Consider the following 26,155-nt stretch of genomic DNA (forward strand, 5'->3'; position numbering starts at 1 on the left):
GCAAGGAGAAAGTATGAAATTCAGATTTTTACCTAAAGGTTTTGATTTCTTTACATTATTTGACAAACAGGCAAATTATGCAGTTGATGCCGCGAAACTGTTCACGGAACTTGTACTTAAGGGAACATACGACAGTGAATCAGTACAGCAAATGCGTGAAATAGAACACCTGGCCGATGAAGTCACTCATGACATCATGAAAAATCTCAACCTTACATTCATCACGCCGTTCGACCGCGAAGACATCCATGCCCTGGCAAGCGAAATGGACAGTGTCATAGACATGATGTACACAATCGTAAACAGAATGAGCGTTTACAAGATTACAGGAGTCAATCAGGACCTTCTCCAGTTCTCGAATGTCATAGAGCGCTCCGTCAGGACACTGGCTACAGCAGTAAAAAGCCTTAACAACTCCAAAAATTATGAATCAACGATAGAAGCCTGTATAGAGGTAAACAGGCTTGAAAATATAGGTGACACAATGAGAGACGCCATTATCGGAAAGCTCTTTGAAAACAGTACCGACACGATATACATATTAAAATGGAAAGAGATATATCAGTTTGCCGAAAGCGTTCTCGACATATGTGAAGACGTGGCTAATGTCGTTGAATCAATAGTGGTTAAGCAGGCCTAGAGTCTGGCTTGAGAAATGTTTACTTTTATTGACTTGCTACAATTAAACGGTATCTTGATCACAGAATTGTTAGTGCTGGTTCCTTGATGAAAATAAATGAATCCGCCCAGATTAAGAGTAATTCCGAATCTCCTGACGAGAGAAATGCCCTCCTTGAAAATCTGATCGAGGAGTATGAAGACATCAAAGACAAGTACGAATGTCTATATGACAGGTCAATAGAAAGCATTTACATACATGACCTGAAAGGCCGCTTTCTTGAAGTCAACAAGGCAGGTCTTGACCTTACAGGATATACGAAAGAAGAAATTTCCAAGATGAGCCTGCCCGACATCCTGAAAGAAAACCAGATACAGCAGGCGCTCGACCTGATCGATGAAGTAATCAGCGATGAAAGTCCATCTTACCCTGTGGAATTCAAGATAAAAAGGAAAGACGGCTCCTGGCTGGATGTGGAGGTATTCCCCTCAGCTGTTTATAAAAACGGTGCCCCTTTTGCAATAATGGGAGTTTGCAGGGACATTACGGACAGAAAAAATTACGAAGAAGCCATTCAGGAGAGTGAAAAGAACTTCAGGGCGATAGCCGAAAATGCAGGTGCAGGAATCCTTGTCATAACAGGCATTGAAGGCAGACTCTCCTACATAAACAGGATGTTCTCGACACTTTCAGGATACAATCTGCAGGAACTCAGACACAAAACCATCACGGACCTGCTGACGGCCGACTGCAGCAATGCAATAACGGGCAGGCACAAGACCATTCTCAGGGGAGGCGTTTTCAAAAAGACGATCGAAGCCGGGATACTCAGGAAAGACGGTTCTGCAGTCCCGGTGGAAATGATAAGCGCCCGCACATACTGGAAAGGCGAACATGCGGAACTTGTTCTGATACATGACATTTCAGCAAGAAAAGCAGCTGCCGGACATGAAGACTTCAGCCAGGACGAAGACCTTTATAAGCTTGCAATAGAGGCAGGCGGCTTGAGGTTCTGGAAATGGGATTCTGAAACAGAAGAAATAGTCACGCCCAGAGGCAGTACGGATTGGAAATTCAAAGGCCTTCTGGAATCTTTTATGGCGATCATACACCCTGATGACAGATGGATGCTTGAACAGCTGGAAAAGGAAGCAAGGGCAGGCAAGAACCAGTTCACCTTCAAGGCGAGGATATACAAGGATCCGACCACTTATAACTGGGTGCAGGTTGACGGAAGGGTTTACAGGGACGATTCGGGAAACCCGAAGAGGGTCGTCGGGATTGCAAAAAACATCACGGATCAGGTCAATGCCGAAATGGAGAATGCCAGGCTCCTTCGTGAAAAGACCAATATCCTTGACGTCATGGATGACGGGCTCTTTGCGTGTGACATAAAAGGAAAGATCATAGAGGCAAATCCTGCACTAATGAACATGACCGGGCTCAACAGAGATGAACTTATAAGCAAGTACGCGCCGGAAATCATTGAGAGATCGGTCGAACATGAAGATGCTGAATTATTAAGGAGCTTATATCCTGATGTCCTTTCAGGAGTAAAGCAGCCAAGTTTTGAAGTTACCATCATACACAAGAACGGCAAAAAAACGCCCGTACACTTCTCAACATCTTTTTTCAAAGACAGCGAAGGCAAACCGGGAGGCATTGTCTGTGTAATAAAAGATATCACCTATCAGAAAAAGACCTGGGATTTTCTCAAGTTCTCCTGTGACGAACTCGAGTATAAACTCAGTGATGCAAACACCGCGCTGAAAGATAAGATTGAAATGCTGGATGAGCAGATAGCCCGGAAAACCAGGCTCGAGGAACTGGTTAAGCAGCAACGCGATCTTGCAATAAAATTAAGCGCCTCAATTGATTATGATGACCTGATGACCCAGACGATAGACATGGCTATGGGCATCCCCGGCATTGATTGTGCCGGGGTTTATATAATCAACAGGGAAACAGGCTATATGGAAATGAAGGCCAGTAAAGGCTGTTCAGAAAAATTCATAAAAAGGGTTTCACGCTTCGCCCCGGGCAGCCCTCAGATACAGATGATCGAAAAAGGGATACCGGTATATGGTCTGTATTCGGTTCTGTTCCCCACCAGTGATAAGGTCAGGATAAGGGAGGGATTGAAGGCCTTTTCATTGATACCCGCTGTCCATGAAGGAAAGGTGATTGCAGCCCTTGCAATTGCATCTCGCACACTGGATGAAATACCCCTTTATGCCAGGGAATTTTTTGATACGGTGGCTGCCCAGACCGGTGCGGCATTGTTCAGAATGTGGACGGAAGACGACCTCGATAAGAAGCAGATCGAACTGGCAGAAAGTGAAAACAAATACAGGTCTCTCGTCGAAAGCATGAACGAGATATTCTTTATCATAAATTCTCAGGGTGCATTCAGTTATCTGAGCCCTTCCGTCGAAAAAATACTCGGTTATTCCGTTGATAAAATGCTGAGCGAATCCCCTTTCACATTCGTGCACCCTGATGACAGAAAAACGCTCAGCGATCTTATACCCGATGTCATTTCAGGAAAGGCCAGCAAACACGAATTCAGGGTACTGGACATTCAGGGAAATATACGATGGGTCAATATCTCAATTAAAACATTATACGAAAACGGTCAATTTGCCGGCATTCAGGGTATTTTTTCAGATATAACTGAAAGCAAGGTCCTTCAGCAGAGGCTATTTGTTTCAGAACGTCTTGCGGCAACAGGCCAGCTCGCGGCGTCTGTGGCGCATGAAATCAATTCGCCTCTTCAGGCAATTACCATAACACTTTCATCAATGAAAAAGATGGCGCATGACAAACCCGATCTGCTGGAAGGCATAGAACTTTTAAAAGGTGCATTTTCAAGCATCAGCAATACGGTAAGAAACCTGCTCGATCTTAACAGGCCTGGCATGATCGAAAAGAGGTCAGCTGACATCAACGATATTCTCACCAAGACCGCTTCTCTTGTAAAATCACAATTGAAACAGAACAGGATCAGGGTGCTGATGGAACTGGGAAAAGACCTTCCGTTTGTAAAAGTTTCCACGCAACATATAGGACAGGTTTTCCTGAATCTCATCAATAATGCAATCGATGCAATAGCCGGTGAGGCAAGAAGCAATACCGACTATAACCGGGACCTCGAAGGTGGGACCATAAAAATCACCTCTCTGATGGAAGACGACGCTGTTACGGTCAGGATCGAAGATACAGGCTCAGGCATAAAAGAGACGGATATTGACAGGATCTTCAATCCTTTCTTTTCCACCAAAAACGGGGCCGGCATGGGCATAGGGCTTGCCATATGCAAGACAATCGTTGAAGAAAACGGTGGAATCATTACGGCTGCCAATTCATCAGAACATAAAGGCGCGGTTTTCACTATAAAACTACCTCAAAACAAGGATTGAACAATGATAAAAAATGAACTTCTGATTGTCGATGATGACGCCAATATCAGAAAAGCAATCGGCCTGAGCCTGTCGGCGGACGACAGGAACATAACACTGGCCGCAAGTGCTGAAGAGGCAATCAGCCTGATCAAGAGCAGGTACTTTGACCTTGTCATTACAGATCTTCTGATGGGTGAACTTGGCGGCATCGACGTATTGAGAGAAACAAAGAGCGTTTCCCCTGGCACAATGGTTATAATCCTGACCGGCTATGGAGACCTGTCTTCCGCAATAGATGCCCTCAGGCTTCATGCCGACGATTTCCTCATCAAGCCATGCGAGGAAGAGGAGATGCTGGAACGGGTCGAAAAATGCCTTGAAACGGCCTCCATGAAGAAAAGACTCAATATTTATGAAAACATGCTCGCAGTCTGCTGCAAGTGCAAAAAAATCCGGGATGACGAAGGCCAGGAAAAAGGCGAAGGCAAATGGGTGAGTGTCGAGGATTATATGTACACGAAGGCCAAGCTCATGCCGACAAGCACCTATTGCCCGGTTTGTGCAGCAAAGGCCCAGGAGGAGCTGGACAAAAAATGAGGGGCATTTTTTAAACTACAAACTCCTTACAGGCTTTATTATTACATGTATCTTTTTTTAAGCCTGATATCGGTATATGCCTCAATCATACTGATTATATCTTCTCTGTGTCTTATAAGAACGGGATTGCCCTTCAAATACTCATCAAGGAATCCCGTTCTCTTTTCCCTGCTTAGGCTCATGCAGAACGACGCATTCAGATAAGTCAGGTTTTTGATGATGTTATCAAGAGACAGGTAACTCTTTACCTTGAGCCTGTCCAGGTCAATCAGATATATTTTTCCCTTATCATCACAAAGGAGGTTCTCTCCCTTGAAATCCACATGGGAAACCCCTGTTTCATGCATCCTTCTTACATATTGAGCGACATCGGATATTAATCCGTCAGTACAGGAGCCGCCGGTTACTACTTCCACCAGGTTTCTGGCATTTACGGCCCTGGTTGCAATAAATGATTTCATGAGAATGCCAAGAACCCTTTTTTCGCAGGCAAAAATTACTTCAGGGGTATCGAGCCCGATTTCTTTAACCTTAAGTGCCGCTTCCATTGCTTTGAGCGCCCTGCTCTTTCTGAACAGATTTTTACATGAGTCCTTGATACCCTTGTAGTTGTAGCGTTTCAGAAAAACCATCTCTCCTTCAACATCGCCGCTTTTGACAAACGTTGTCCTGGATCGGTTATGCACTTCAGGCATCAGGTTCAGAATCTCGTCCGGGGTCTTATCAGGAATCCTGCCTCCTTGGGGTATAAACCATCTGTATCCTGATCTCTTTTCAATCGAATATACAGGTTCAATCCTTTCAAGTCCGAAACCCCGGGGCCTGCCAGAAATAATCCATATAAAAACCGAGGCTGAGCGGATCACCTTTTTCCTTTTTTTATCGATGAAGCAAAGAGGCAGATTTGTGATGACTTCGATAAGAGACTTCATGAGCGTCAATATTAAAAAGACATGCGACTTTAATTCTCCGCCATACTTCATAAAAAAACGGTTCATGGAGCGTATGAACTCTATAGTCCTGGCAATGTCATATTTTCTCGCCGATACGCCCTGATAATGAACCATTTTCAGATGAGGAAGATGCCATACCTCAAATCCGGCATCAATTGCCCTTTTGCACAGATCGGTTTCTTCCAGGTAGAAGAAAAAGCCTTCGTCCAGAAGGCCTGTCTTTTCAAGCATCGAGCTTCTTATCATCATGAATGCGCCGATGACAGAAGGGACTTTTACCGCTTGGGCGTAACCGGAGCGCTTACCGGGATAAGCGCCGGGAAACATTATTTTCAGAGCGGATTTATTGATGAACTGATTTGCAAGATTGGGGATAATATCAACCGAGTTCTGGAGTTTCCCGTCAGGGAATATAAGCTGAATGCCGCATATGCCGGCCTTTTCATTCATTTCCATAAAATCAACGACCGGACTGACCACATCCGAATCGAATCTGGTATCAGAATTCAGCAGCAGCAGCCATTCCCCCTTTGCTTCTCTGATTCCTCTGTTGACCGCCCTGGCAAAACCGAGATTCCGGCCGTTTTCGATTATCTTATCCGCATATGAAGATTCAATTGTATTTCTTGAGTTATTTACCAGAATTATCTCATGATCCGTTCTTAGGTGATTTCTGATTGATTCCAGGCATCGTCTTAGCTCCAAATCGACACCCATCGTAACGATTATTATGCTGACCACAAGGCCTCCATTTTCTCAAAAACATCCTGCGGAGTTATCCCGCGCATGCATTTCGGATCGTCGCAGCTGCGCCTGTTGCATGGCGAACAGTCAAGGGCTTTCTGAATCACCGTGCCATGGAGCGGCCCGGTCCTTGCAGGATCGGACGGTCCGAACAGGGCTATGACCTGTCTTTTCAGGGCAACGGCCAGATGCATTGGTCCAGTGTCGCAGGAAACAACCATCTTTGCGCCTGCCAAAACTTCCTTCAGTTCAGGTATTGTGGTTTTGCCTGCAAGATTTATAACACAGTCTCCGGCTTTTTCCGTGATGGCTGCCGAAGAATTTTCATCCTCCCTGCCGCCTGTAATTACGCTAACGACCCCGAAACGCGATTTTATTATCCGAGCCAGCATTGAAAAATTATCTTCAGGCCACAGGTTTGCTTTTTTCGTGGCTCCTATATTCAGCACGACATATTTTTCCGGTAGACTGAACGGTATTGCACCTGAAACGGGTATGTCCCATTTTATCTGATCGGAATCCACTCCGAGGTGCCGGGCGAAATCAAGGTACTGGACAGCCATATGCCTTCCCGGGTCTCCCATTGCTATCCTTTCGAAAGGGAAAAGCCATGTCATTTCCTTGCATCTCCTCTTGTCGAAGCCTATACGTCTCGAGGCTTTTGACACCATTGCAAAGGATGCCGATTTCAATATCCGTTGAAGGTCCATTACAATATCAAAGCGTTTTTCTCTCAATTTCCCCAGCACATCCGGCAGGGATTGCCTCCAGTTCTTCTTATCAAAAAGAATCACTTTATCGACAGCGGGATGTCCGTTTACAATCGGAAAACTGAGCGGCTCGACCAGCCATGTTATCCCGGCATCCAGATTGTTCTTCAGGCTTACGGCAAGAGGAAGCGTGTTGATCACATCTCCGAGCGCACCGAGTTTGACAAAAAGGATATCCATCAGGCCTTGATATTTCATAATCATGACTTTGGCAAGCATATGAAATTCGCAGGTTCCGTTTAAATAAACAAGGAATCATTTTTTTATGGCAACCTTGTGTTGTCTTCTTATAACTGGTTTTTTATCATGATAAAGGCCATATTCTGGGATAATGACGGGGTGCTTGTAGATACGGAAGAAATCTATTTCCAGGCAAACAGAGACACTCTTGCCGGGGCAGGCATTGAACTCACAAGGCAGGATTTTCTTGAACTCAGCCTTATCAGGGGAAAAGGTGTCTGGGGTCTGGCGGAAATGAACGGCATGTCTCATGATGAGATTGAACGGCTGAAAGAAAAAAGAAACCGGATATACAATAAAGAGCTCGAATCAGGAATTCCTCTTATCAATGGCGTCAAAGAAGTGCTCGAAATCCTTGATGGAAAATACATCATGGGTATTGTCACAAGCGCGTATAGACATGACTTTGAGATAATCCACAGATCAACGGGCATTCTGCAATATTTCAATTTTGTCCTTGCAGGCGGCGAATACGAATATTACAAACCCCACCCTGCACCTTACCTGAGGGCTATTGAATTATCCGGATGCAAACCCTGGGAATGCATGGCAATAGAAGATTCGCCGCGGGGTGTTGAATCTGCGGTTAAAGCGGGAATCAGGTGCATAGCCGTACCGCACGGCATTACTGAAGGGCTCGATTTCCCAGGAGCGTGGAAGATAATGTCCCATATATCTCAGGTCCCTCAAGCCCTGTCCCTTGCCTGAGAATCAGACCCCTATCAGGCCCATCCCGGCAAGAACATTCGAGGCGGTTGTAAAAGAAAAATCGGATATGAGCTTTCTGAAACGTCCCTTCGTTCTGGAAAGGTTGACATAAGTCCTGAAACCGGAAAGTACAGGCAACCCTTCGATCTTCAAGGAGTCCGGGTTGAACTCCCAGGGATGAATATAAAAAACGAAGGGTTTCCTTTCCCTTTCTATTGTTTTCAGCCCGAGCTTTGTGAGCATATACGGGAACAATCTGAAATAACCGCCTCCGGCAATCGGGAAATTGATATTGCCCAGTTTCATTGTCGAAATCGGAAACTCGGCAAGATTTCCTCCTTCGATCCTGTAAGGAAACCTCGGGGCTGAAGGAATTCCATAATTGTCGTGATGAACCGGGAATATGCTGGAGTCATAGGCAAAACCAAACTCATCAATGATATCAAGTGCCCACAATGTCTTTTCAGTTATGGAATAAGTGGGCGCCCTGTAGCCGAGAACAGGCTTTCCAGTGATATCTTCAATGATTTTCTTCGATTCGGCAACATCTTTTCTGAACGCATCCGGGGTCTGATTGTAAATGACCTGATGGTTGTAGCCGTGGCATGCTATTTCGTGGCCGTCATCACAGATACGTCTTATCAGGGGCCCGTGTTTCCGTGCGATCCACCCTAGGCAGAAAAAGGTGGCCTTCGTATCATTCTCTTTCAGCATATCAAGGATAATGGATGTGTTCGACTCCACGCTGGAGGCAAATCCGTCCCAGTCCTCAATCTTCACGACGTCTGAGAGGGCATGCACTTGAAAAATTTCTTCAACATCGATTGTAAGAGCATTCCTCATTTCAAACCTATCGGATTAACGCTCAATAAGGATTAGAGGTAAAACATCTTGAGCTTTGGCTCTCTTTGATGTAATCCGGAATCGCTTCAATACCGTCTTATCAATGGAGGGCTTGATGAATTTTTCCGAATCTACGATAGCAGGAATTTTCCTGAACAGGGCAGAAAAATACCATTATCGGACCTGCATCCGCCACAAGGAAGACGGAAAATACAAAGATATAAGCTTCACGGAAATGAAAAGAAACGTGATGAACCTCGGGCTCGGCCTTATCTCTCTTGGAGTCAGAAAGGGGGACATCGTTGCAATCTTCTCGGAAAACAGGTGGGAATGGCTTGTTTCGGACCTGGCGATCTTATCCATAGGCGCAGCTGATGCTCCGATATATTCGACATGTTCGGGAGAGGAAGCTGCATATATAATCAATGATTCGGGTTCAAAAGTTGTATTCGTCTCGAATAAGGAACATCTGGATAGACTTTTGAGCGTCAAATCAAAAATAAAAGGGGTAAAGAAAATCATCTGTTTTGAAAATGCCGCTGCAAAGGGGAAAAGCATCATTACCTTCAGTGATGTCATTGAAACCGGTGCCTCTGCAAAGGACAGAAAGATATTTGAAACATGCATTGGCGAAATCGAACCGCAGGACCTGGCAACACTCATTTATACGGCAGGAACGACCGGGAATCCGAAAGGGGTGATGCTCACGCATGATAACATTGTGACCACCGTCCATCAATGTCATGCATCACATCCCATGCTGAGCCAGAATGACGAAACACTCTCTCTCCTTCCCTGGAGCCATTCGCTTGGCAGAATCGTAGGCATTTATCTCATGTATCATGTCGGTGCAGTGATATCGCTTGCGGAAAGTTTTGCTACAGCATTGACCAATCTCGTTGAAATCAGACCCACCTTGCTTGTCAGTGTGCCGCGTATTTTCGAAAAAATGTATTCGTCAATACTCTCAAAAGAACAGAATTCACCTCCTCTCAGGCAGAAGCTGTTCAACTGGGCAAGAGAGGTGGCGGACAGGTCGGTTGACTATATCGTACAGAAGAAGCAGATACCGTTCGGACTCAGAATACAATATGATCTGGCAGAGAAGCTTGTCTTCTCACGTATCAGGGCTGCTCTCGGCCTCGACAGGCTCACTGTTTCGGTAAACGGAGGCGGCCCTCTGGCAAACGGAATTGAAAGGTTTTTTAACGGGGCAGGCATAGCTCTTCATAACGGCTACGGCCTCACGGAGACCTCAACGGTCACAAATACCAACACGTTCGATGCATTCGAATTCGGCTCAGTCGGCAGGCCGGTGGCAGAAACGAAGGTCAAACTTGCAGATGACGGTGAAATACTCATCAAAGGCCCCCAGGTGATGAAAGGATACTGGGAAAAGCCAGATGAAACAAAAGCGTCTTTCGACAGCGAGGGGTGGCTTATGACCGGCGATATAGGCAGAATAGATGAAAGAGGTTTCCTGTATATTACCGACAGGAAGAAAGACATAATCATAACCTCGGGCGCAAAAAACATCTCTCCACAGAATATCGAGAATACTCTGATAACGGATGCATATATCGAGCAGGCTGTTGTAGTGGGTGAAGGAAGGAAGTACCTGAGCGCGCTTATAGTACCCAACTATATTGAACTGTCTTCCTGGGCAAGGTCGGAGCGCCTGACGTTCGATTCAAATGAGGAACTTGTCTCAAGGCCTGACGTAATCGAGTTTTATAGAAAAAGGATTGAAAATGCCATGAAAAAATATGCCCGGGTTGAACAGATCAGAAAATTCCGTCTTCTCTCCAGCGAATTCAGCATAGACGGCGGTGAACTGACGCCTACATTAAAGCTTAAACGTAAATTCATTAATGAAAAATACTCAGATGTCATCGAGGGCATGTATCTCGAAAAAAAAGGTGAATAGATATCCCATTTATTTATAAAATTAATTATGAAATATCAAAGATTTACATATTACATACGTCTGCCTCTTTTTATTTATGAATCTCGGCCTTAAATTTTTTTTAAAAAATTTTATTTTTTTCTAAATATTCTTGTAAGCCCTGCCGAAACACTATATATGGTTGATTATCTCGGCCATCAACACTATATATAGCGCAGGAGGATGGTATGTTTGATAAAATTATAAAGAGGGATGGAAGGGAAGCGATATTCGATGCATCAAAGATCACCGATGCCATCGCAAAGGCCGGGAAGGCTACAGGTGAATTCGGGGATGATGTTGCAGGCAGGCTTACACTGCAGGTTCTGAACTTCGCGCAGCAGACTATCAAGGGAGTACCCACGGTCGAGGGAATCCAGGATATAGTGGAGTATGTCCTGACTACTTCACCTTTCAAGGCAACCGCAAAATCCTATATAATTTATCGAGACCAGCACGCCAAGATGAGGGAAATAAAGGCCGGCATCGGTGTCGACCTTATCGATCAATACCTTCAGCAGCTCGACTGGCAGGTAAATGAAAACAGCAATATGGCCTTTTCGCTGCAGGGGCTTAACAACTACATATCTTCCGAGATCAGTAAGATATACTGGCTAAATAAGATATATCCCCCTGAGGTAAGGAATGCACATTCGGAAGGCGATTTTCATCTTCACGATCTGAATATCCTTTCCGTTTACTGTGTCGGATGGGACCTGTACAACCTTCTGCTTCAGGGATTCAAAGGTGCTGCAGGCAAGGTGGAAAGCAAGCCTGCAAAACACTTCAGAACAGCTCTCGGACAGATAGTGAACTTCTTCTACACACTTCAGGGCGAGGCGGCCGGTGCACAGGCGTTTTCCAATTTCGATACGCTTCTGGCACCGTTCATCCGGTATGACAATCTGGACTACAGCCAGGTTAAGCAGTCGCTCCAGGAATTCATCTTCAACATCAATGTGCCGACCCGTGTGGGTTTCCAGACGCCCTTCACCAACGTTACCCTGGACCTGAAAGTGCCATCGTTCTATAAAAATCAGGGAGTGGTCATAGGCGGAAAGATAAAGGATGCCGTATACGGTGATTTCCAGAATGAAATGGACATGTTCAACAAGGCCTTCGTCGAGGTCATGTCAGAAGGTGATGCGATGGGCAGGGTCTTCACGTTCCCGATACCCACCTACAACATCACTTCAGATTTCGAATGGGAAAATCCCGATCTAGACGGCCTGTGGAAGATGACGGCCAAATACGGCGTGCCCTATTTTTCCAACTTCATCAATTCCGACATGAAGCCAGATGATGCGAGAAGCATGTGCTGCAGGCTGAGGATAGACAACCGCGAACTCCAGAAAAGGGGCGGCGGCCTTTTCGGTTCCAATCCGCTCACGGGTTCCATCGGAGTAGTGACCATAAACCTGCCCAGACTCGGTTATATAAGCAGCGATAAGGATGACTTCAAAAGGCATCTTGAAAAGCTTATAGATATAGCCAGCGTAAGCCTTGAAATGAAGCGCAAGATTCTCGAGATGTACACCGACGGAAATCTCTACCCTTATACCAGGTTCTATCTCAATGACATAAAGGAGAGGTTCGGCGAATACTGGAAGAACCATTTCTCCACGATAGGTATAGTCGGCATGAACGAGGCCTGCCTCAACCTCCTAGGAAAGGATATAGCAAGCAGTGAAGGCATGGCGTTCGCCCTTGAAATTTCCGATTTCATAAGGGACAAGCTGGTTACGCTGCAGGAAACGACAGGCAACAATTACAACTTCGAGGCAACACCTGCCGAAGGCACTTCATACCGTCTGGCAAAGATGGACAAGAAAAAATTCCCCGACATCATCTGCGCAAACGAGGATGCCTTCAAGAACGGGCATGAGCCCTTCTACACGAATTCCACCCAGCTGCCGGTCAATTATACGGATGACATCTTCGAGGCATTCGATCTGCAGGACGAAATACAGACAAAATACACCGGCGGCACGGTGCTCCATATATATGCAGGAGAGCAGGTGAATGAGCCTGTCGTGATCAGGGAGCTTGTAAGAAGGCTGTGTTCGACCTACCACCTGCCTTATTTTACTTTCAGCCCCACTTTCAGCGTCTGCCAGTCTCACGGCTACCTATCGGGGCAGCAGCCTCTTTGCCCTCACTGCCATGCCCAGACCGAGGTGTATTCGCGCGTTACGGGCTATCTCAGGCCTGTGGCTCAGTGGAACAACGGTAAAAAGGAAGAGTTCACGCTGAGAAAGACCTTCGAGGTTAAAAAGGTCTCTCATTCAAAACTGATCGAACCCTTTAAGATGGCAAAAAAGGATGCAAGACCGGGTACTGCCTTTGTAAGCGTCTTCGAAAAAATGAAAGGGCTTTCAGCCGGCTGCGCAATGATAGTAGTATGACAAAAAAACAAGGGACAGGTTAACAGGCCTGTCCCGGTTTCTGATAAGTAATGAAAATTGCACATCTTCAGAAAACCTCATTTATTGAATATCCGGGAAAAATTTCGGCAGTTATCTTCACCCAGGGCTGCAATTTAAAATGCCCGTATTGCCACAACCCCGAACTGGTCGAGCCCGGGCTGTTCACTACCCCGCTTTCTCAGGATGAAATCCTGTCGTTTATGATGAAAAGAAAAGGCAAACTTGACGGAGTCGTGATTACCGGAGGCGAACCGGCCCTTCAGAAAGGTCTGATCGAATTCATGCATAAGATAAAGGATATTGGCTTTCTTATAAAATTCGACACAAACGGGACATTTCCGGATGTCCTTGAAAACATTATTGAACAGCGGCTTGCGGATTATATTGCAATGGACATAAAAGGCCCTGCCTATAAATACCCGGCAATTACAGGTGCTCGGGTTGACATGGACTTAATCTTGAGGAGCATCCGCTTGGTAATGAATTCCGGTATTGATTACGAGTTCAGAACAACATGGGCCATAGAGCAGCTGACCCTGACAGACATCGAAGAAACCGCAACGATGATCAGGGATGCAAAACGTTTTGCCCTGCAGCGCTTCAATCCGTCAAAGCATCTTGACCCTTCAACACTCAATTTTCGTGCTCCGACGGATGACATGATCAGAAAGGCTGTTGATTATGCCGGCAATCTTGTCGGGGAATGTATCATCAGATAGGATTTTATGAGAAAGTTCCGGCCATATCAGACCGGGCCGGAACTGTCCTAAAGGAAGGTCTCTTATGCCACCCTTAATCAGGGCTTCACTACGTCGATTGCAAGGGCCTGGGTTATGCGCAGGGTAATGTCATCGCCCTTCTTGATATCGCCCAGTTTTTCCACCCTCTTGTCCACCTTGAATTTCTTTGTCTTTCCTTCCGGACCGGCAAGAGTGATGGTCCTTTTCTTAACATCGACAGCATTTACTTTCGCAGTCAACTCGTCCGTCTGTACCATGACCATTCCGGGCTTGGCACCCTTCGGGGCCACTCCTACCGCATCAAGTTCACCCGCACTGGGAGGATCGCTTGTCTTGCGCACAAATACCGCTATGGACTCCAGGTATTTTGCCACAACCTTGTCTCCGGCCTTTACTTTATCAAGGTTCTTCACATCATCACTGACTTTGAATGTGACCGAGTTACCTTCTGGACCTTTAAGAGTGATCATCCGTGTCTGCAGGTCAATCTTATCCACTGTCGCAGTAATCTTTGTGACATCAACTATTGCGCCTCCTATCGGCTTGTCTGACGCTTTCGCATCCGTTTTACCCTGGGCGAAAGAAACAGAGGTAAAACAAAGAACAAGCATGCCAACAATAAGTAACGACGATACCTTTTTCATAAACGCCTCCTGATATTTTTTATTTCTTCTGTAACCTGCTCAATCCATATAGCCGGGGACAGAGCCTGTTACTGAAAACACAAACATAACTGTTACCTTGGTTTTCGGTTCCAGGCTGATAGCCCAGTTAAGCATTCCTTCTTCATCGGGCTTCACCTGAGGGGCTGATTCTTTCATATCCACCTTTATCCCTTCATCATCAGATACTGGAATCTGATCTTTTATTTTAAGATCAATTTTTTTATCTCTCAAATTTTCGAGTGTTATTGTAACAGTCTTTGTATATCTGTTTTTGCCTGTCAGCGTCTTTTCCGTAAATGTCTTTTCCTTGCGGTCAATCTTTATGCCCTCATCCCTGCCGAGATCCACCATGATATTCCCACCGGGCTCGACTGTTTCCAGATATCCCTTGCCGCAGTACTCACCATCGACAAAGGCCGTATAATCTCCCGCCATAAGAGGCGCATTTCCCTGCCATGCACCCTCGGCCCTGAGGTATGCAGCCCCGGATATTTTCGGCACAGCCGCCCTTGTAAAGTTCGAGTTGATGCGCTCTTTCAACAAACTTATTACCCTCGGACTGCCGTCCCCCGGGATTGTTACATTTCTGGCGGCACCGATAACATAGGATGTCTCGGTCGCCTTCACGGATGGGGCATATTCCCTGTCAGCCCCTCCATCCATCTCGAGAGGCGCCGCTGCCATGGCCTCAGCCTTCAGCATGTTTCTTCGCGGCCTTACAGGTGATATATGCCAGGGAGAAAGCTCCGGAGCTTGTATCCCGTATGAAGGTGTGCCCGTAGAGACGAGGACTTCTTCAGCGGTAATGTCCGCTCCGGTCGACTGCCATATCCTGGCTTGTATTTCCAAAAGGAGCATGTCCTTTGAAGGCCATGCCTGTATCGCGTATTCAGGTTTCCATCCAATGTTCCTGACGGCATAGGATACATCGGCAGAACCGTCAGCCCCGATTGTTATCCGGTATCCCTGAAGCCTTGAAACACCTTTAAGCTGCTCTTCCAGTTCCCTGATCCGGGTCTTAAGATCATCACGCTCTTTCCCGAGCTTTATATATCTCGCATTGAGCGCACCAACCTTATCATCAATATAAGAAATGGATTCATTCAGGCGCGACCTTGGAAAAGCCGCCTCTTTCTTTACCCCGCCTGCAATATCATAGATAATCTCCATCTCCCTTTCTATGGTTTCCTGCTGGCGCTTCTTCAGAGTCTGCTGAGCTTTCATCTGATCGATCTGGTCCTGAATATCCCTGGCCTTACCGTTAAGACCGCTTCCGGGTTTGACCTCGATTGAACGTATAGAGCCCCCCGTCTGAGCAGGCTGAGCCATAATGGATTCCTGAAGCAGCCCGGCAGGTGCATCAACGATTATGCTGCCGCCTGCGGCCGTTTTATGAATGGTAATGTATGCCACATCCCGATAGATAACCAGACGCTTTACAGTTTCCGCACCTGCATAAGAGAATATCCCGAGAATGAAGAGTATCGTTATCACAACCTTTTTCATGGTTTCCTCCCTTGATGTGAAATATCGATTTCCGGACAGGACAAAACCTACACGAGCAAGAGATAAAAATCAAAGGTTCCTGCAAATTTCAAGATTCGCCATAAATTTTTCATATGATATTCTTTCAATCGACGTTCCCATGCTCAATTTTTTGAAATCATCCTCATTCAATCTGAGAAGCTCTTCCCTGCCTAGCAAAAAAAGGCCGTTACTTTCCATAAAAGAAGGTTCCCTTGTCCTTACGGCGTTTCTGTTCCATGGACATGCCTCCTGGCAGATATCGCAGCCATAGACATAAGGATGACATATCATGCCGCTTCCAGGAAAAGAGCCTGACCCTCTTTCCTCTATCGTTATGTAAGATATGCATCTGCCGGCATCTATTGTCCTATCTTCTCTTATCGCTCCTGTAGGACACGCCTTTATGCATTCCCGGCACTCACCGCATTTACCGGAAACCGGCGTATCAGGTTCATACTCCCTGTCAATTATAAGTTCTGCCAGGAAAAACCATGACCCGAGCTTTTCATTGACAAGAAGTGAATTCCTGCCGATCCAGCCTGCTCCAGATCTAGCTGCAAATGATTTTTCGGCGATCACCGATGAATCGACACATATCTTCGCCTTAATCGTCGGATCATTCTTTTTTAAAAAGGCCTTAATTCTTTCAAGCTTTTTAGTGAGGACAACATGATAGTCCTTTCCCGATACATATCTTGAAATCGCTGCCGGGGCTTTGCCGGTATTGTAGCTGACTGCCGCCGTAATAACAGTTTTTGCATCCTTAAGGCCAAGACGGGGGTCGAATCTTTTTTCAACGCTTCGCTCAAGCCATTTCATTCCTGCATTGCAGCCGTTTTTTATCCATTCTTCAAAACGGCGTTTCTCTTCTTCTAACCTTTCAGCTTTACTGAAGCGGATTAAATCGATGTTCAGCGACATCGCAAAATCGATTATTTCCTGTTTATCAGGCATCTGATACGGATTTGTATGATCAGTCAGACTAATTTTGAAAGCACCCTTGTAAGCTCATGGACGGTGAAAGGCTTGTTAAGGCTCGCAATTACCAGAGGATTTGATGTTATCTCCTCGAATTCGTTGCCTGAATGGAATCCTGTAGAAACAATGACCTTTTTTTCTATCTTTTTTGCGCTCATTTCTGCCAGGGTGTGCAAACCGTCAAGTCCGGGCATTATCATGTCCAGTATTATGACATCGAAATTGTTCTTGTCATTTGAAAGCATTTCCAGACATTCTATTCCGTTGCTTGCCGTGGCTACTCTGTGGCCGATGGATTCCAGTATTTCCTTTCCGATATCCCTTATCATGGGCTCGTCATCAACAAGGAGAATGCTGATGCCTTTCATGGTTTCTATGGCTGTCTTCTCTTCATCTGCATCTTCACAGCTTTCATCAGACAGCGGCAGGAGAATGGTAAATCGTGATCCCTTGCCCTTTTCAGAACTCACTTTAATATTGCCGGAGGCGTTTTTTATAACCGTATATGTAATCGAGAGCCCCAGGCCGGTTCCTTCCTTCTTGTCCTTGGTTGTGAAAAAAGGATCGAATATTTTTTCCATTGTCGCCTGATCCATTCCGCTTCCGTTATCAGTGACATCGATCCTGACAAAGTTGCCCGTAGCATGAAGCATATTGCGGCGTTTTGTCTGCTCGTCAACCCATATGTTCTGAACTTTGATATTAATCAAACCGTCCTGGTTTTTACCGATTGCATCACGGGCATTGACTATAAGGTTGAGCATCACCTGCGTAAACTGCGTGAAATCCATCTTGAGTATCATTTTTTCCTGAGGCAGTTCCAGCTTCAGACTTATGTTCTTGGGTATAGACCTGGATGTTATGTCGATAACCTCATCAAGGGCCTTTTTTACCGAGAAGTTCTGGAGATTCCCCGCCCTGTTGCTCGAAAGCATGAGAATTTTGGATATCAGGTCTTTTGCACGGTTTGTAATATGGTCCATGTTGTCAAGATACTTCTGTTTTTTTGCCTCGTCGGACGACAGCCTCATCATGGCAATATTACCTACAACACCTGTAAGAATATTGTTGAAATCATGCGCAAACCCGCTTGACAGAAGTCCTATGGTTTCCATCTTCTGGGCATGGATCAGTTCGGCCTGCATTTTTTTCTTTTCGGTTATATTGATAGCGGTTATTACAACCCCTCCCTTCGGACTTGCTGTAAGGGGATAAATTATGAGGTTATAAATATTGTTGTCGGGAAAGACTTCATCCACAAGAAACTTCGATGACTTGTTTTCCCATGCCCATTTTATTCCTTCACTGAACTTCTCCATAAAAGGGCATACCTCAGTCAGTCTATGCCCGGTGAGTTCGCTCAACGGCAGCAGAAGGATGCGTTCGGTGACAGGATTGCTGATCTCAACAATCCCGGAACTGTCAAGACAGATTATCATATTCGGACTGGATTCGATGATGCTCTTCAAATGATTTTTCAGCTCGATGATTGTTTCCTGAGCCTCTTTGATATCGTTGATAAGCTGGGCGTTATACTGCATTTCGAGTATTTCATCGCCATCTTTTATTATGCTGCCGCTGGCGACGAGATACCCGGTTTGACCTTCCTTGCCAATGACTGAGAGTTCATGGCGCGTCGGCCGTCCATCCAGCAGTTCTTTCCAGAACGTGATAAAGTCTTCCCTGCTTTCAGGGGCGGCAATGAGAAGTATGCTTTTACCGATAAGCTCTTCTCTGCTGTATCCGGAGACTTCCTCGACTTTTCTGTTCAGTTTTGTGATCATTCCATATTTGTCTGTGGTAATGATCAGCTCGTTGGCGTTTTCAAAGAGCGCCTCATAGCTTCTCAATCTCTGATCCAGAAGTTTATCATCAGACATAGTTAATTTTATCGGTAAACAAAGTTCAATACTTAATTTTTTTTTAATGAAATTAGAAAATTACATAAAGAAAAATCACACATCAAGGGGATAAGAATCCGGCACATATTAATTCAATCCTTTGTTCATCGAAATTTGCAGCAGATTCAGAATGTGGTGCCCGCAGAGGCCTCAATATTTTATCCCAATTTTGTCCTCAAGAAATATCGGTTTTATCTCGATACTATTTATGGGAGGAGTTCTGTGTCAAAAAAAGGCATACAGGAAATAACAGAACAGATGCAGGATATAATCCTGGGACAGGGCGATGTTGTCAGATATGTCCTTTGCGCTCTTTTTGCAGGCGGCAACGTCCTGCTTGAAGGAGTGCCCGGCGTCGGTAAAACGCTTATAGGATTATCTCTTGCAAGGCTTCTCGACCTCAGTTTCAGGCGCATTCAATTCACAAACGATCTTCTGCCGTCAGACATAATGGGGTTTCATGATTTCAGGAAGGGGATAGGCGAACCCGAACTCATGAAAGGTCCTGTTTTCGCAAGCATCGTTCTGGTCGACGAGATAAACCGAACTTCGCCTAAAACACAGTCCGCTCTGCTTGAGGCAATGGAGGAAAGGCAGGTGACGATCGACGGAATATCGTATCCGCTGCCTGAACCATTCATGGTCATCGCCACACAGAATCCCATCGAGGTGGCCGGCACATTTCCTCTGCCTGAAAGCCAGCTCGACAGGTTCCTTCTGAAGATAAAGGTGGGCTACCCTCCTCTTGAGCATGAAAAGCAGATTCTTCTGAGATCTATAGACCACAAGAAGGCTCTCAATCTGAAACCGGTAATCAGCATGGACCTCATTTCGGACATGATCGTTCAGGCTTCAGAGATTAAGGTCCATGACGATGTGCTCGGCTATATAACATCGATTATTCGTGCCACCCGCGTCCATCCCAAGATAGAACTCGGCGTCTCTCCAAGGGGCGGACTGGCCCTCAAAAAGGCGGCGCAGGCCTTTGCCTTCATATCGGACAGGGATTACGTCACACCCGCAGACGTCAGAAAGGTGAGCGTACCCGTACTTGCCCACAGAGTTCTTACAAGGGGCGCCAGCTCTGAAAACGCCATAGAGGATATACTGCGTGAGGTTCAAGCGCCTCTTTAAATTTCTTAAACCTCCCAGAGGATTCAGGCTCACAAAGGCCGGAAAGGTGTTTTTTGTTTTCATGTTCGCCATAATAGTCGTGGCAATGGTTACCGGAAACAACCTTCTGTTCCTGATCCTCGCGTTCATGCTTGCCTTCATGATCGTCTCAGGCGTCGAATCGGAAAGGAACCTGCGCTATCTCGAGATAGAGCGCGTCATTCAGAGTGAAATCTTTGCAGGCATTCCCGCCAGAATGGGATACCATGTCAAAAACCCGAAAAATGCCTCAGTCAGGCTCGTTATCAGCGAACTGGGAAAAATCAATGTGGAAAACCTGCCGAAAGGTCCAGGTGAGGTCGTTTTCACCGAATACACTTTCCCCAAGAGGGGAAAAACCGCACTGGGCGAAATAAAGATATTCACTTCATTCCCCTATGGTCTATTCGAGAAATCCATAAGGTTTGATGCTTTTGAGGACATAATCGTATTCCCAAGACCCGTCCCTGTAATAAGCACCGCCAGTTCCGGCATGGAAGGGATAGGCGAAGGCCGCGCCGCTGACAGCATATCCCACATAAGGCCATATGCGCCGGGTGACCCCGGTTCTCAGATCATCTGGAAAAAACTGCATCTGGGACTTTTTTCAAGGGTCGTCGAAGGGGGCTCGGGACTTAAAGGCGTTGTTGTACTCTCGCCCGGAGGAAATATAGAAGAAAAGCTCTCAAAGGCCACATATCTGATCAGCGAACTCTTCAACAAAGGCGTGCAGTTCGGCCTTGCCGTGGGGTCATACTATAGCGGCCTCGCAATAAGCAGGACGCACAAGACAGATATTTTAAAACGTCTGGCAATTATCGAACGTATCGGAGACCCCCCTGATGAAAGCCTCTATGGCGATGCGGCGCGCATTTATATCTGATATTCCGTTTCTTACGACCGTAGTCTCCTTCTGCGGCGTTTTATCACTGACGCTTGCAGGCATGATGCCCTGGCCGATGCTGGCCGCCATTGCGGCAATACATATCGCCGCCTATCTCTGGCTCTTTGAAAGAGAGATACTGCCGTCTTATTTTTTCGGGATATTCATGGGTGCCGTTTTTCTCGGTGAATGCATAAGGATATTCGTGGCGGGAAGCGAGGGAGTGCTGCCGGCATTGAGAGACATAATCCTCATCCTTGCCATGGGAAGACTTATCCTTAAAAAGACTGCAAGGGAAATATATCAGATTCTCGGAATAAGTCTGGCACAATGCATACTTGCAACGGTTTTCACCATAAGCCCGGTATTTCTCATAGGCCTGATGATTGATGCATTTCTTATCCCTGTTGTCCTTTATCTGCTGGACAGCTATGAATTCGAGAAGAAGGAGCCTTCATCGACCCCTTCCTCCGGACACTGGCTGCTGGTTTTTATCTCAATCATCGCGGTAAGCGTTGTCATGTTCTTTGTGATACCAAGGCCTTCGTCGACACTTCTTTCAATGAACCTTATCAAAAAACACAGGACAGGTTTTTCTGAAGAGGTAAACCTTGCACGTGAGGACACTCTTGAACAGGACAGGGGCATCATCATGCGAATTGTCTGGAAGGAAGGCCGTCCCGAAGACAGGATTTACCTTTCCGGCGCAAGACTTGAAGTAATCGACAGGAGCGGGTTCAAAAAAAGCCCGGCCCCGGTTGAGAGCATCGATTCATATGCAGACAAAACCGACACGCTCACGATTTATCCTACGGATATCGAATCGAAGAATGTCTTCTTCACCTATTCCCTTGTCTCGACATACCCTGCGTCAGCACACAAAGAAGGGGTCAATTACTATTGGAACAGGGATGTACCCCCTGTTTACGATGTACATCTCGCAAGGGTGGAAGACACATCCGGAAATAGAATTACCGATGTGCCGGAAAGCCTCGTTAAAGTCGCAGGGCTTGGGAAAGAGGTTGCAGGTACCGGCTCGGCAGGAATAAGGGTGGAGAGGATTATTCAATATCTCCGCTCCCATTGTTCATACAGCCTTGAGGGCATGCAGGTGCCTCGGAACAAGACACCGGTCGAGGTCTTTCTCGAAAAAAGGAAAGGCGCATGCGAACACTTCGCAAGCGCGATGGCGGTTATGCTCAGAGGCGCGGGCATTCCTTCACGCGTAGTGACCGGCTTTCTGGTAACCGAGTTCAATACGGCGGGCAACTATTACATGGTAAGGGCAAGCGATGCACATGCCTGGGTGGAATACTGGGACGGCGCATGGATAATGGCCGACCCTACGCCTTCCGGGGGTGTTCAGCCGGGAAGAGCACGCACGAACCTGCTCGATGCGATGCGTTTCAGATGGATACGTTGGGTCATACAGTATTCGCTTAATGACCAGATCAATTTTGCAAAATATGTCAGGTTCAACGCACCTAAAATCCCGAAGGCTGCCGCCACCCCAAGATGGCTCTCATTCCTGATTCCGGCGTTTCTTCTTGGGACTTCTGTGTTTTTATTTATCCGGTACAAAAGATTGTCTCTTTATGAAAAAGCCCTTTTATCGCTCAGGCGCAAGGGGCTCAAGCTCGATGAAGGCGCAGAGCATGAAACACATCTCAGGCAGGTCAGGGAACAGCGGCCCGAACTTTCGGATGCGTTCGAGGCCTATCAGAAAAAATACCTTTCATGGCGCTTCGGCGGCAGAAAGATCGACATGCAGACATTGACGGAAGAGTTTATCAGACGCATCTCCGGCCTTGGGAAATAACCAAATTTTTCTGAAATCTTTAATGAAACAATCTCAAGGTTACGTGCCAGAATTTACAAATTAGCTGAAATTGACAAGTACGAACATCTTCACAAGAAATCATATTTACCAAGAAGGACATGAAGAACACGAAGGTAATAAATGTCAAGAGGTATAATCGGTTTTCTATAAATCCTTACAGGCTTTTCTTCGTGCTCTTCGTGGTGAACAATCATTTTGATATATAGCTTTTAGAACCATCCGCCAACAGACAATTATACCGGAATCCATATTACTGTATGAACTCGCTGTTCAGATTTTCCATAGGTACAACAACCGGTAATATTTTTAGCGCATGGCCTTGCATTTGAAATTCATCTGAGATATTGCGCGGATATGTTTGAAGAGAGCCCTTCACTTATTTTTGCGGATTCCAAAGGCAATATCATGGACTTTGAACCACTCGCCATGGCGGGCAGAACATGGGACTACATCGAGCCTGTTGAAGACACAGACTTGATACCCATGCCGAAAGGTTCCCAGCTCTACGTACTGCCGGAAAGGCATCCCATGGGGTTCGATAGGCATACCGGCGAACTTATTGTGCTTTATGAGAACCCTTTCGAACCCGGTACACCGGCCTATGCTGTAAGCGTGTTCCTGCCTGCCGCTTATTCACAGACCTATATCGCGGCCTGGGACAAGGAAGAAGGCGCCTGCACGCTGCCTCTTTTCCCGTATACGGCCCTCGGCTGGCAGGGTGAAGGTTTCGTCGCTGCCGGGATGAGAGTCGATGAATCCAGGCGGCAGGACCCGGAGATGTTCGACCATGAAAAAATTCGCAAAGGAATTGCCGAATGGAGGAAAGACCTTCCGGAAAACAGGCTTGTCAGACACCTCTCAAACTGCGCGGAATGTTATGCCTGCCCGGCCGCACTTAACCTGTTTCAGGGCCGCGAGGAGGCCCCTCTTCCAACATCTCCTGCATGTAACGCAGCCTGCATCGGCTGCATTTCATTGCAGGAGAAGTGCGGACCCCCATCGCCTCAGCAGCGCATCGATTTCATCCCGACACCTGAAGAAATCGCCGAAGTTGCGCTGCGCCACATACATGCGGTAAAAGAACCTGTCGTAAGCTTCGGTCAGGGCTGTGAAGGCGAACCTCTGCTCGTTTCAGACGTCCTGAAAAAGGCGATTGCTCTTATAAGAAAGAGCACATCCAAAGGCACAATCAATCTCAATTCTAATTCGAGCCTGCCTGAAAAGGTAGCCGAGCTTGCGGACACGGGACTGGACAGCCTGCGCATAAGCATGAACTCGCCTAAAGAGGCAACCTACCTTAAATATTTCAGGCCTAAATATCCTTTTGAGGCCCTCAAACAGAGCGCGCTTGAAATGAAGAACCGCGGAAAGTTCGTTTCGCTCAACCTCTTTGTTTTTCCCGGCCTTACAGATGCACCGAGAGAGGTCAAGTCTCTGAAACGTTTTATAAATGAAACCGGCATCGACATGATACAGTGGCGCAACCTCAACATGGATCCCGATGTTTATATAGAAACACTCGATTTGAAGCTGGAGCCCGGCATCGGCATCAGAAACCTGATCGAATCCCTGCCTTTAAGAAGGGGCTATTTCAACCCGTTCATCCCGAAATGAGAATCCTTTTCACCGCAGACCTTCACGGCCAGGTTACTTTGTATGAGCAGATGTTCGCCCTTTCAAAAAGCGGTGGCGCGGATGTGATAATCATGGGAGGCGACATCCTGCCCACCGTAATAGACGAACTTTTCGATCTTGCACGCGGGGTAAGCGCCTATAAAAAAAGCCTAGATGTTCAGATCGAATTTATCGACAGTTATTTCATCCCGGTAATAAGGGAGTTCAAAAAAGAAAATCCTGCTAAGGAAATTTTTTATATCCCGGGAAATCACGACTGGAACATGGCGACATTACATCTTGAAAAAAATTACCCTGAAGCCGTGAACCTTCATGGCAGGACAGTACATTTTTCCGGCTACGACTTTACAGGCTATGGCTGCGTGATAGATTCCCATTTCTGGGTAAAGGACATGGTGAGAAGAGATACTCCGTCAGATACCGGATTTCCCGGAAGGTTTTCATGCGTAAGCACTCCGGAAGGCATGAAACTTTATAAAGACAATTCATACCTTGACCTTAACCCGAGCATCGAGGAAGAGCTTTCGTCCATAAAAATAATCGCCCCCGCAAAGACAGTCTGTGTATTTCACTCGCCTCCATATGATACCCGGATAGACACGCTCCACAACGGCAAGCCAATCGGCAGCAGGGCCATAAAGGATTATATCGACAGATATCAGCCACTCATTTCCCTTCACGGCCACATCCACGAGGCGCCCTACATGACAGGCATTTACCGCACGGCAATCGGCAAAACCATCGCGATCAATCCCGGGCATTTCAAGGACGACCTTCATGCAGTGATCATCGATATGTCGGAAGGCGAACCCGTAATAAGGCACACCCTCTTCAAAAACCCCGATTGCGGTTAAAGACGCCTTTGACGGCGTTTATTGCAACCGTCTTCATATCATCAGTCGAGATGCGGATCTGTCAGAAACAGACCCGCACCTTGAGATTTCAATTCGTTGATAACTGATGGAAAGGATTTTATTTCGTCCCTAGAGGCAGTATGGTCCTGCCGAAGCTCTCGTTGAGAACCTGGGCCATTGCACAGTAGATCGCGGAGAATCCGCAGAATACTCCATCCCAGCCGGTCAGTACCGCCCATGTACCTTTCCACCCGAAACCGTCCCTTGCCGCCAGCATGAAGAAGAGTATGGTAAGGCTCAGAAAAACCACCTGAAGTCCGCGGTTTGCCTTCCATGTACCTATCCACATGAAGAACGTGAACAGCCCCCACATGAACAGATAGGCCGTCATAAAGGCTTCACTGTTACTCTGAAGACCCACTTTGCCGTTGAAGAAAACGAGAAATACCAGGGACATCCAGAACAGACCGTATGAAGTGAACGCCGTGGTGCCGAAAGTATTGCCCTTCTTGTACTCCATGATACCTGCTATGACCTGTGCCAAACCGCCGTAGAAAATGCCCATTGCAAGTATACCCGCACCCAGTTCGAAAAATCCTGCATTGTGCAGATTCAGAAGAACGGTTGTCATACCGAAACCCATGAGACCCAGCGGTGCAGGATTAGCCAGATTGTCAGACATTGTAAACCTCCTTGCGCTTTCTTTAAGAATATCACAAACCGAAGAATTTTTG

At 46.5% G+C, this 26,155-nt stretch carries 20 protein-coding genes; 12 read left to right on the top strand and 8 right to left on the bottom strand.

Translation table 11 applies throughout. From position 1 onward, the window contains the following. The first annotated feature begins 13 nt into the window (after positions 1–13). The 3 genes from VIS94_01605 (at position 14) to VIS94_01615 (ending at position 4,617) form a co-directional block, all read left to right on the top strand. Positions 14–640, top strand: a complete 627-nt coding sequence (locus VIS94_01605) for a DUF47 family protein (protein HEY9159769.1) — start codon at positions 14–16, stop codon at positions 638–640. A gap of 86 nt (positions 641–726) precedes the next feature. Further along, complete coding sequence (locus VIS94_01610) at positions 727–4,038, top strand: PAS domain S-box protein (GenBank protein ID HEY9159770.1); 3,312 nt, start codon at positions 727–729, stop codon at positions 4,036–4,038. Between the two features lie 3 nt (positions 4,039–4,041). Then, a complete protein-coding gene (locus tag VIS94_01615; GenBank protein HEY9159771.1) occupies positions 4,042–4,617 on the top strand; it encodes a response regulator in 576 nt (191 codons plus the stop codon). 41 nt (positions 4,618–4,658) lie between these two features. On the opposite strand, the gene VIS94_01620 is transcribed toward VIS94_01615, so the two are convergent. Both VIS94_01620 and VIS94_01625 read right to left on the bottom strand, forming a co-directional pair. Continuing rightward, complete coding sequence (locus VIS94_01620; GenBank protein HEY9159772.1) at positions 4,659–6,311, bottom strand: glycosyltransferase; 1,653 nt, start codon at positions 6,309–6,311, stop codon at positions 4,659–4,661. Beyond that, positions 6,299–7,264, bottom strand: a complete 966-nt coding sequence (locus VIS94_01625) for a glycosyltransferase family 9 protein (protein ID HEY9159773.1) — start codon at positions 7,262–7,264, stop codon at positions 6,299–6,301. The genes VIS94_01620 and VIS94_01625 overlap by 13 nt, the downstream gene beginning before the upstream one ends. Before the next feature lie 126 nt (positions 7,265–7,390). Between VIS94_01625 and VIS94_01630 the strand changes: the two genes are divergently transcribed. Further along, a complete protein-coding gene (locus VIS94_01630) occupies positions 7,391–8,032 on the top strand; it encodes an HAD family phosphatase (GenBank protein HEY9159774.1) in 642 nt (213 codons plus the stop codon). Between the two features lie 3 nt (positions 8,033–8,035). On the opposite strand, the gene VIS94_01635 is transcribed toward VIS94_01630, so the two are convergent. After that, complete coding sequence (locus VIS94_01635) at positions 8,036–8,875, bottom strand: XrtA system polysaccharide deacetylase (GenBank protein ID HEY9159775.1); 840 nt, start codon at positions 8,873–8,875, stop codon at positions 8,036–8,038. Positions 8,876–8,990: 115 nt separating this feature from the next. Here VIS94_01635 and VIS94_01640 point away from each other — a divergent pair, with 115 nt between their 5' ends. From VIS94_01640 to VIS94_01650, 3 genes are all read left to right on the top strand, one after another. Continuing rightward, entirely contained in the window at positions 8,991–10,802 is a 1,812-nt protein-coding gene (locus VIS94_01640) for a long-chain fatty acid--CoA ligase (GenBank protein HEY9159776.1), read from the top strand. 206 nt (positions 10,803–11,008) lie between these two features. Continuing rightward, positions 11,009–13,225: a ribonucleoside triphosphate reductase gene (locus VIS94_01645; protein HEY9159777.1), complete on the top strand. Its 2,217-nt coding sequence runs from the start codon at positions 11,009–11,011 to the stop codon at positions 13,223–13,225. A 50-nt stretch (positions 13,226–13,275) separates the two neighbouring features. Further along, positions 13,276–13,965: an anaerobic ribonucleoside-triphosphate reductase activating protein gene (locus tag VIS94_01650; GenBank protein ID HEY9159778.1), complete on the top strand. Its 690-nt coding sequence runs from the start codon at positions 13,276–13,278 to the stop codon at positions 13,963–13,965. 77 nt (positions 13,966–14,042) lie between these two features. Here the strand turns inward: VIS94_01650 and VIS94_01655 are convergent, their stop codons facing one another. The 4 genes from VIS94_01655 to VIS94_01670 all read right to left on the bottom strand — a co-directional run bounded on the left by VIS94_01655 (position 14,043) and on the right by VIS94_01670 (position 19,036). Further along, a complete protein-coding gene (locus VIS94_01655) occupies positions 14,043–14,630 on the bottom strand; it encodes a hypothetical protein (protein HEY9159779.1) in 588 nt (195 codons plus the stop codon). 39 nt (positions 14,631–14,669) lie between these two features. Then, positions 14,670–16,157: a DUF4139 domain-containing protein gene (locus tag VIS94_01660; protein ID HEY9159780.1), complete on the bottom strand. Its 1,488-nt coding sequence runs from the start codon at positions 16,155–16,157 to the stop codon at positions 14,670–14,672. 69 nt (positions 16,158–16,226) lie between these two features. Next, positions 16,227–17,132 (bottom strand): tRNA epoxyqueuosine(34) reductase QueG, encoded by a 906-nt coding sequence (queG, locus tag VIS94_01665; GenBank protein ID HEY9159781.1) that lies wholly within the window; start codon positions 17,130–17,132, stop codon positions 16,227–16,229. A gap of 23 nt (positions 17,133–17,155) precedes the next feature. Beyond that, positions 17,156–19,036, bottom strand: a complete 1,881-nt coding sequence (locus VIS94_01670) for a PAS domain S-box protein (GenBank protein ID HEY9159782.1) — start codon at positions 19,034–19,036, stop codon at positions 17,156–17,158. 243 nt (positions 19,037–19,279) lie between these two features. Here VIS94_01670 and VIS94_01675 point away from each other — a divergent pair, with 243 nt between their 5' ends. The 5 genes from VIS94_01675 (at position 19,280) to VIS94_01695 (ending at position 25,421) form a co-directional block, all read left to right on the top strand. Continuing rightward, positions 19,280–20,191: a MoxR family ATPase gene (locus tag VIS94_01675; protein ID HEY9159783.1), complete on the top strand. Its 912-nt coding sequence runs from the start codon at positions 19,280–19,282 to the stop codon at positions 20,189–20,191. After that, positions 20,169–21,092, top strand: a complete 924-nt coding sequence (locus VIS94_01680; protein ID HEY9159784.1) for a hypothetical protein — start codon at positions 20,169–20,171, stop codon at positions 21,090–21,092. Before VIS94_01675 ends, VIS94_01680 begins: the two co-directional genes overlap by 23 nt. Further along, the gene (locus tag VIS94_01685) at positions 21,052–22,911 is read left to right on the top strand and encodes a transglutaminaseTgpA domain-containing protein (protein ID HEY9159785.1); all 1,860 of its coding nucleotides are present in this window, start codon (positions 21,052–21,054) and stop codon (positions 22,909–22,911) included. Before VIS94_01680 ends, VIS94_01685 begins: the two co-directional genes overlap by 41 nt. 375 nt (positions 22,912–23,286) lie before the next feature. Then, positions 23,287–24,546: a radical SAM protein gene (locus tag VIS94_01690; GenBank protein HEY9159786.1), complete on the top strand. Its 1,260-nt coding sequence runs from the start codon at positions 23,287–23,289 to the stop codon at positions 24,544–24,546. Continuing rightward, the gene (locus VIS94_01695; GenBank protein HEY9159787.1) at positions 24,543–25,421 is read left to right on the top strand and encodes a metallophosphoesterase; all 879 of its coding nucleotides are present in this window, start codon (positions 24,543–24,545) and stop codon (positions 25,419–25,421) included. Before VIS94_01690 ends, VIS94_01695 begins: the two co-directional genes overlap by 4 nt. A 118-nt stretch (positions 25,422–25,539) precedes the next feature. On the opposite strand, the gene VIS94_01700 is transcribed toward VIS94_01695, so the two are convergent. Continuing rightward, positions 25,540–26,103 (bottom strand): acetate uptake transporter, encoded by a 564-nt coding sequence (locus tag VIS94_01700; protein ID HEY9159788.1) that lies wholly within the window; start codon positions 26,101–26,103, stop codon positions 25,540–25,542. Positions 26,104–26,155 lie beyond the last annotated feature (52 nt).

The organism is Desulfomonilia bacterium (genome assembly GCA_036567785.1).
Classification (GTDB): domain Bacteria; phylum Desulfobacterota; class Desulfomonilia; order UBA1062; family UBA1062; genus DATCTV01.

What these genes read in the sequence shown, in the direction of transcription:
- VIS94_01610 (HEY9159770.1), top strand. Translation starts at nt 727, where the DNA reads ATGAAAATAAATGAATCCGCCCAGATTAAGAGTAATTCCGAATCTCCT.
- VIS94_01615 (HEY9159771.1), top strand. Translation starts at nt 4,042, where the DNA reads ATGATAAAAAATGAACTTCTGATTGTCGATGATGACGCCAATATCAGA.
- VIS94_01635 (HEY9159775.1), bottom strand. Translation starts at nt 8,875, where the DNA reads ATGAGGAATGCTCTTACAATCGATGTTGAAGAAATTTTTCAAGTGCAT.
- VIS94_01650 (HEY9159778.1), top strand. Translation starts at nt 13,276, where the DNA reads ATGAAAATTGCACATCTTCAGAAAACCTCATTTATTGAATATCCGGGA.
- VIS94_01645 (HEY9159777.1), top strand. Translation starts at nt 11,009, where the DNA reads ATGTTTGATAAAATTATAAAGAGGGATGGAAGGGAAGCGATATTCGAT.
- VIS94_01660 (HEY9159780.1), bottom strand. Translation starts at nt 16,157, where the DNA reads ATGAAAAAGGTTGTGATAACGATACTCTTCATTCTCGGGATATTCTCT.
- queG (HEY9159781.1), bottom strand. Translation starts at nt 17,132, where the DNA reads ATGCCTGATAAACAGGAAATAATCGATTTTGCGATGTCGCTGAACATC.
- VIS94_01685 (HEY9159785.1), top strand. Translation starts at nt 21,052, where the DNA reads ATGAAAGCCTCTATGGCGATGCGGCGCGCATTTATATCTGATATTCCG.
- VIS94_01640 (HEY9159776.1), top strand. Translation starts at nt 8,991, where the DNA reads ATGAATTTTTCCGAATCTACGATAGCAGGAATTTTCCTGAACAGGGCA.
- VIS94_01630 (HEY9159774.1), top strand. Translation starts at nt 7,391, where the DNA reads ATGATAAAGGCCATATTCTGGGATAATGACGGGGTGCTTGTAGATACG.
- VIS94_01625 (HEY9159773.1), bottom strand. Translation starts at nt 7,264, where the DNA reads ATGGATATCCTTTTTGTCAAACTCGGTGCGCTCGGAGATGTGATCAAC.
- VIS94_01655 (HEY9159779.1), bottom strand. Translation starts at nt 14,630, where the DNA reads ATGAAAAAGGTATCGTCGTTACTTATTGTTGGCATGCTTGTTCTTTGT.
- VIS94_01700 (HEY9159788.1), bottom strand. Translation starts at nt 26,103, where the DNA reads ATGTCTGACAATCTGGCTAATCCTGCACCGCTGGGTCTCATGGGTTTC.
- VIS94_01605 (HEY9159769.1), top strand. Translation starts at nt 14, where the DNA reads ATGAAATTCAGATTTTTACCTAAAGGTTTTGATTTCTTTACATTATTT.
- VIS94_01695 (HEY9159787.1), top strand. Translation starts at nt 24,543, where the DNA reads ATGAGAATCCTTTTCACCGCAGACCTTCACGGCCAGGTTACTTTGTAT.
- VIS94_01690 (HEY9159786.1), top strand. Translation starts at nt 23,287, where the DNA reads ATGTTTGAAGAGAGCCCTTCACTTATTTTTGCGGATTCCAAAGGCAAT.
- VIS94_01670 (HEY9159782.1), bottom strand. Translation starts at nt 19,036, where the DNA reads ATGTCTGATGATAAACTTCTGGATCAGAGATTGAGAAGCTATGAGGCG.